At 37.6% G+C, this 7,505-nt stretch carries 2 protein-coding genes and 1 pseudogene; all 3 read right to left on the bottom strand.

Annotation, left to right across the window (positions count from 1 at the left end; genetic code table 11):
* Positions 1 to 182: 182 nt before the first annotated feature.
* On the bottom strand, positions 183 to 4,196 hold the full coding sequence (locus ENL20_00905) for a T9SS type A sorting domain-containing protein (GenBank protein HHE37120.1): 4,014 nt from the start codon (positions 4,194 to 4,196) through the stop codon (positions 183 to 185).
* Between the two features lie 112 nt (positions 4,197 to 4,308).
* The gene (locus ENL20_00910) at positions 4,309 to 6,795 is read right to left on the bottom strand and encodes a T9SS type A sorting domain-containing protein (GenBank protein HHE37121.1); all 2,487 of its coding nucleotides are present in this window, start codon (positions 6,793 to 6,795) and stop codon (positions 4,309 to 4,311) included.
* A gap of 104 nt (positions 6,796 to 6,899) precedes the next feature.
* A pseudogene (locus ENL20_00915) lies at positions 6,900 to 7,148 on the bottom strand (hypothetical protein).
* Positions 7,149 to 7,505 lie beyond the last annotated feature (357 nt).

The raw sequence follows: 7,505 nt of genomic DNA on the forward strand, positions 1-7,505 counted from the left end.
ATGTAAAGACGACAATGGTCATTGTCGCATTCAAGAGAATTTTCGCAAAGATTACTTAAAGTTTAGTTCAAATGACCAGTGGTTAATTTTGAATTTCGTAAGTTCTTATTTTTCAACCTCTGTGTCATCTTGAACTAAACTGAAATTGGGTCAAATGTGCCTTCACCTCTGGTCATTTGACCTTATTTCATCAAAATCATTTTACGCAGGCTTGAGAATCCACCCGCTTTCATTTTATAAAAATAAATTCCGGATGCTACGGAATTCTGATGTTCATCTCTTCCATCCCATGAAATTTCATGGAGACCATTATTTAAATGTTCATTAACCAGTGTTTTCACTTTCTGCCCTCTGATATTGTAAATTTCAAGAAGGACATTCGACTTTTCTCTCAAACTGAATTTGATATTTGTTGCGGGATTGAACGGATTGGGATAATTCTGGTATAATCCTGTTTTCTCCGGTAAAATATCATTTTCTACTGTTGTTTCAGTAACAGTTAGATTTACAGGTAAGTAGATTTCATAATCTGTTCCCGTTTGGATAATCAAATCACAGGAATAATCCCCACTTTGTAAATTAGTCGAATCAAAAGTGATTTCAATCTCATCAGTTTCTCCCCCGTTTAATTCACCTGAAGCAGGACTAAAAGAAATCCAGCCAAGATGTTGGGGATTATTAATAGAATAAGTTATACTTTCTTCTCCGATATTATTCAAATAAAGAGTATCGGAAAGACTTTGATTTGATTCCATTTCAATATAAAAACTGTTTGGAACGAGAACTAAAGGATTTATCACAGAACAGGTAAATAAGATCGCCATTTCGTCATCTAATGGTTCTGCTGCTGAGGGATATGAATTATTATAAGTGTATTCCAAACCGATTGTTCCGGTATGATCTTCGATCCCAACGGTAGCATATTGACCATGTTGAACATGATATGCATAATAATCTCCCTGATCAACATTATTGATAGTATTATATTGGAACAAAATATCACCATTTCCGCTGATAGTTGGATAAAACTCAGGATCATAAAGAATTACCTGGAAAGTCTCCTCATTATTATTGTAGTCATTCTGCAATTCAGACCATTCTACCACAAAATAGTTTTCAACAGGATCATAGAAATAACAAACATGACCTCCTCCTGTTTTCAGGTCATCCCAGAATGGAGCGATCATGGGAGAAGGTCCTCCGGGTCCGGGTACATGCCAGTTCATAAACGAATATTGTTCCGTTATTCCGGGAGAAATCCAGCCGTTCGTACAAACAGTTATTTGATCATAAGGTTCTCCGTAAAACTGGAATGTAAAGGGAAGATCGAGAATTTCAATATCACCCGTATCTCCATAATCATATAAGCTGATAACAGTTCCGGAACCGCCATAATCAGGATCTATCTCGATCCAGTTATAAATTGGAACTTCCTGATACCCGGTATCACCGTTATCATAGCAATAATAACCGTATCCATCTGGTCCCAACGGATCAGTTACAGAAACTTCTCCAACTTCTAAAACAAAACTTGTATTTGCATTATATCCATTTTCATCTGTCAAATTGAGATTCATAATGATCAATGTTCCGGGAATCAGGTGACTGGAAGCTGTCAGTTCAAATGTGTCACTATTATTCGAGATCTGTTCTCCTGATAATGCATCTCCAAAATAGGCATTAGCATCATCAATATAAATCCGATTATCCGGACTGGTCAAAATTCCGCTGATTCCGGTTGCTGATATCGAACCGAGATTTTCAATAGTTACAACAAGTTCTGCAGTTTCTCCAGGATCTAAAATATTATTTGCATCCATAATCTCATAATCATGAGCCTGCAGGTTTGCTCCATCAGTAGTTAGAATTATGGTATCATTCCATTGATTCTCGTTATCATCAGAAATAACAATATTTACTAAAATCTCTGTTCCGTCGACAATATCCGGATTTATGGACAAGTCAAAATCATCTTCACTGAATATCGATGTTCCGGGTTCAATTGTTCCATAAATTTCAGATGCATCTGTTATCTCGACAAATTCACTTGTTGAGGAAATTTCCGCATAAATACCGGTTGCACTTAAAGTACCGTAATTTTTTAAAGCCACATTCAATTCGATAACCTCTCCCGGATTGATAATTCCATCACCATTACCGGAAGAAGTATCGGAATTATCATCATCGATCTCAATTTCATAGACATTAGGGAAAACATCGGACTGGACTAATTCAAAACTTCCGAGATGAGGAATGAAATTATGCTTAGTAACAGTCAGATTAACATCACCGAGAGTTTCTGAAGCAAAAGGCAAAGTCAGATTTCCGCTTTCATCCGTAAAACCAATTGAGAAAATGATATCTTCTCCTTTTTGAGCAGTTACCCATGCTCCTTCAATGGGATTTTCATCTGTATCCTTAATAGAAACATTCATATAATTTGATCCGTAAGGAATTTGAGATTCATAAGTTACATTCATTTCCTGGGGAACATTTGTCCAGACTTCCATGCCCGGATCTCCCATAAGATTATTCCAATAAGAAAATTTATAGACGGAATTATTGGGATTTTGGGGATAATTCAAATAAAGATTCAACTTTCCCCGATTTAATGCTCCTCCCATGTGAAAAATATGATCAACAAAGATTCCATAGAAAATACCCATATCAACGCAATTATTAAAACAGGTATGAGTCGTGGATGTAGCAGTTCCTATTGCAGCAATCGCACCTTTGGGAACAGTTGGAGAACCGGCTTTGAGGAGTAGTTCACTTCTACAATCATCCCAACCCGAATCAAAACCTCCTGTTGAACAGGTCAGGATAACTGCTACGGGAAGTTTAAAACCATTTGTCAAACTGTTAATATTGGAATTACCCCAACCGCTCATTCCGATGTAACCTCGGTAATTGAAATAATTAACTCCATCATTTATGCTGTTGTTCATTCCGGAAGCAAATGAACCGGAATAAATTTCATCGAATGTATAACCATCTTCATCAGCATTGATCAATTCCTTGATATATTTATTTGTGATAATACAGGATTGTTCTGATGAACTCGGATCACCGACCAGCAGAGCTTCCTGATACCAATTCTGTTCTCCCAGATAAGGTTCTTTTTCATAACCCAGGATCTTGGCTATGATCGTCTGTAATTCTAAAATCGTGTTAAAAGATAATCTTCCGATAAAAATATCAGCTAAAATATCATCTCCTTCCAGAAGAGTGTAATATTGATCTCCAGGTCCTGAATAATTACCGGTTGGAATTACAAAACTACCGTTAGCATCTCCAACGAGACAAACAAATTCAGGAGGATCTTCCCAATTATCATAAGCATCCTGGATATAATTTTTTATGGAGTTCAAAGTTGTTCCGGTTTCTGTTGTACTGGCAACCGTAACTTTAAAACCTTTCTGATGTTTCCAGTTTGTTAATAACTGCAGATTTTGCTGAACAGGTGAACTTGTTGGATATATAAAAAGATAACTCGGCTTCTGATATTCATCATCTCTGCTTCTTAAAGATTCATAATTCACGATCGTGGAAGCATATATCGATTCAAAGAATCTGGATTTTTTGCGATTGTGAATCTTAACATTCTCGCCATTTTGACCGGAACAATTAATTTTGAAATCAAGATTTTTAATGATCGTCAATTCCCTGTTAACCGGATCATACTGGAAAGGATTTACGGTTATATTGACGATCCGATGATCTCTGATAATTGCAGGTATTCCCAGATTTACATTCTTCTCGGGGAAAACAGATCCGCTTATGTAGAAATCTTCATCAATAACAAATCCGGTATTTCTCGGTTGCCCGTCGATTTGAAGTTCCTGTTGAGGATAAATGAGAATATCCGGAATAATTTCACTTTCATAAGATAGAATTTCAACCGAGACCTCTCCCTCATTCGGAACAGCTACTAAACGGGAAAATACAGGAAGATCAGGTTTTCCGATCTCTAATAATTCTCCTTCATTTGAATAGGATATTTTTTGATAAATATCTCCTCTTTCATAAATTTCTTCAAGTTCATAACCATTCAAAGAAAATTCCAGTTCCACTGATTCAATTTCTCCGGCAACATATTCAAAAAGTTTGCTTCTTGAATTTTCAGGAATTTCAATCCAGGCTGCAGACAGATAAAATCCAATAGTGACTGCTAATAATAACATCATTTTTTTCATCTTTTTGATTCTCTCCCCTTTATTATTTATCAACTTCCGAATGCACGAAGTTCTTCGGAATGTTAATTACTTCAATCCAAACAATCGGAAGACCTTCGGACATTCCGATGTTTTAGTGTATTAATATCATCTTTCTCATCTCATTAAATTTACCTGATTTCAATTTATAGAAATAAATTCCACTGGAAACAGGATTATTATTTTCATCTTTCCCATCCCAAGTTATGTGGGAAAGCGACTCCGTTGCTTTTGCATTAACACAATTAATGCACTCCAAAGTACGAATTTTCTGACCTTTCACATTATAGATCGAAATCTCTGCGTTCTCTCCGTCCTCTGCGATGATATTAAATGAGATTGTCGTTGATGAGTTGAAAGGATTAGGATAATTTCCTAACAAGACAGTATCGTTTTCAAGATCATTATCCGAAATTCCGGTACCTAAAGTTAAGGTGACCGGAATAACTGTTTCGTTTCGTCGATCATCATACACGACAAGAGAGCAAGTATGTTCTCCTGGTTCCAGGTCATTCGCATCGAAATACACATTTATCATATCTGTTTCACCACTTCCAAGTGTTCCGGAATATGTCTCCAGATCAATCCAGGTTATCAATTCTCCGGCATTCAACAGTCCGATATTCCCATAAACAGTATGAGGTTCGCTGCCATAATCATCACCACTGATTTCATAAGTTATATCGATATCACCTACAAAATCAGGATCAATATTAACATCAACTTCTGCGGATGCGCTTTCACCATCATGAATATTCCCCCAACTTCCGTCAGGATCATACCAACGGATTTCTGCTCCGTCTCCAACTGCTCCATCAGAAACCAAATCTCCGGTCCCACCCACAAAGTCAGTTGATGAATTTACGAAAACTCCAGGTGGAAAATCGATATATATTTCATCTAACCATTCATCGTCAGTACTGGCATTAAAAACGGTAAAAGTCCAAGTTACAGTATCACCGGAATAGAATTCATCATGAGAACACTCGATCGTGGAACCGCTGATATTCCTATCATCTTCTCTATTAACCGGAACATCTATTTCGATAGTATAATTGATCTCTCCACCGCCGATATTGGAAAGTTCCAGAATTTCGGTTGTTGTTTCACCTTCAGACAATTCAACCTCAAACGAAGTCGGATCAATATTTAATTCCGGAGGGATTGGTTCACCTACAACAAAAGTGTGCGGATCGAGAGGTCCCATAAACGGATGAGATGCTACTCTACCGGATTCATCGTTTGCCTGGATAAAATAACCGATCTCGCTTCCATCAGGTTGTGAAGGAATAATTCCTGCATAAGTATTACCTGCGGAAAGTGTCATAATAACCGGTATAAAATCACCGTTATTGACCTGGTAATAAAGCAAAGTAAAATCTTCAACAAGATTTGCTCCACTTAACGGAATTATCTCAGCTTCTATTTCATAATCAATTCCGGAAGGAGCAGTTCCCAGGATCGGAAGGTGATGAATATATAACATTCCCAAATCAGCAATACCTTTTGTCCGACAATGAAGAGCATCTGTAGATTCCCACGAACCTGTAAAACCAAGAATTTCATAACCAGGCATTGCTTCTTCATAAACTGCTAAAGCATCATCATCCCAGCTCGAACCAGTAATGGGCACGAATACCCGGTCATTTAAGATCAAGGAATTCGTATAAGGTTGATTGTTGGGAGTGTAAACACGATAAACCTGATAATTATTTCCATAAGACGAAATCTGGTTTGCATAATATTCTGCGGTCGCTTCTATCTCATCATATTGAGCATGACTTTCCGGTACAGAACGGATCAGAATTTTATCAACATCAAGAAATTTTCCCCAGCAGTCTATATGATCTATATAAGTATTATTCGGATCAGGAACAACATAATAGGTTTCAATGCCGAGATAATCTTCCACAAGTTGATCCACTTCTGCATGAGAAAGTCCGGGATTTTCATCCCAAACCAGATCGGAAGAAGAAGAAATTCCCATACCGTCTGTCATATAATTTCCACCTGTATGAATTAAGTCCATTCCAAACAGGTTAATATCCAGGAAATCAGCTACTGCGATGGGAATATCGTTATCATTTGGTCGAGGACGATTGTAGGGAAAATTAACAATTCCAACTTCATAATTTCCATCGATCACAAACCAGGGACCATAATCTCTCGTCCAATAAGAATCTGACGGAGCATGGATAAAATTGCAGTTATCGATATTTACTCCATTCGAGTTATATTGGTTTGTCACCGTGTTTTCCTGGCTTTGGTTAGCAACAATGGTCGTAACCATGATTTCTTGTGACATCTCCGCGATCAAAGCCATTGGAATTCCAAACGGATAACGGATCAAAACTCCCTGCATCTTATTAAATTCGGCAATATTGACGACAGGCCCTACCGGCGGATCGGTTTCGTAAAAATCTCTGCCAATCTCATCAGTTCTCGTCTTCTCTTCCTCTGTCATCCAATGTGGAAAAGAAAACGGATTTTCTTTCTGCCATTCTTGATCTTTATTTGATTCGAGTGTGAATCCGTTGACAATGACCATAAGCAGCAAAGTTGTGAAAAATATTTTTTTCATTTTTTCCTCTTTATAAAATTAATTTTCAGATAATTTTCTCATTGTCGGTTCAAGTCCACTTTCGCTTCGCTCCTGTGAACTCGAATCTTGGCTGATCTCGTTTCATTACTTGCTGTTATATGATAAAATTTCTTTACTTCTGAAACAGGTTCGCTCCAAGAAATTCCTGTAATTCCTGTCTGTTCAACATTTGAAAATGTTCCGTAAGGATCCGTATCACTGTAAACCGTGTAGGAAGTTGCTCCGCTTACTGCATTCCAACTGATATTAACATTAGAGCCATTAATTTCAATTGTTACATTTTCCGGTGGTTCAGGTGGCTGGGTTGTTCCGACATTTAGAGTTACGGGAATGATCACATTCGGTTCGTCAGGATCGTTACTGGAGATATCTATGTTTTTCAAATAAGTTCCGGTTGTGAGTCCCGATGCATCGAAAGAAACAGTAATATCATCATAAGCTGATGGTAAAACCGTTCCCGAAGTCGGATAAAGCTGCAGCCAATCCGTATAGAATAAGATCGCCAGTTCATTATGAAGATAATTATCATTGTAGGAAACCTGCAAACCATCTGTTCCTGCTGCATTCTGAATTCCGACCGTTGATGTATCAAGATCTCCGGAAACAGTTCTGTATTGGAACAATATCCTACCGTTTGCATAGATTATCATCTGGAAATCATAAGTTCCGTTCCAGGTTCCCGGGTAATG

It is taken from the genome of Candidatus Cloacimonadota bacterium (assembly GCA_011372345.1).
GTDB lineage: Bacteria > Cloacimonadota > Cloacimonadia > Cloacimonadales > TCS61 > DRTC01.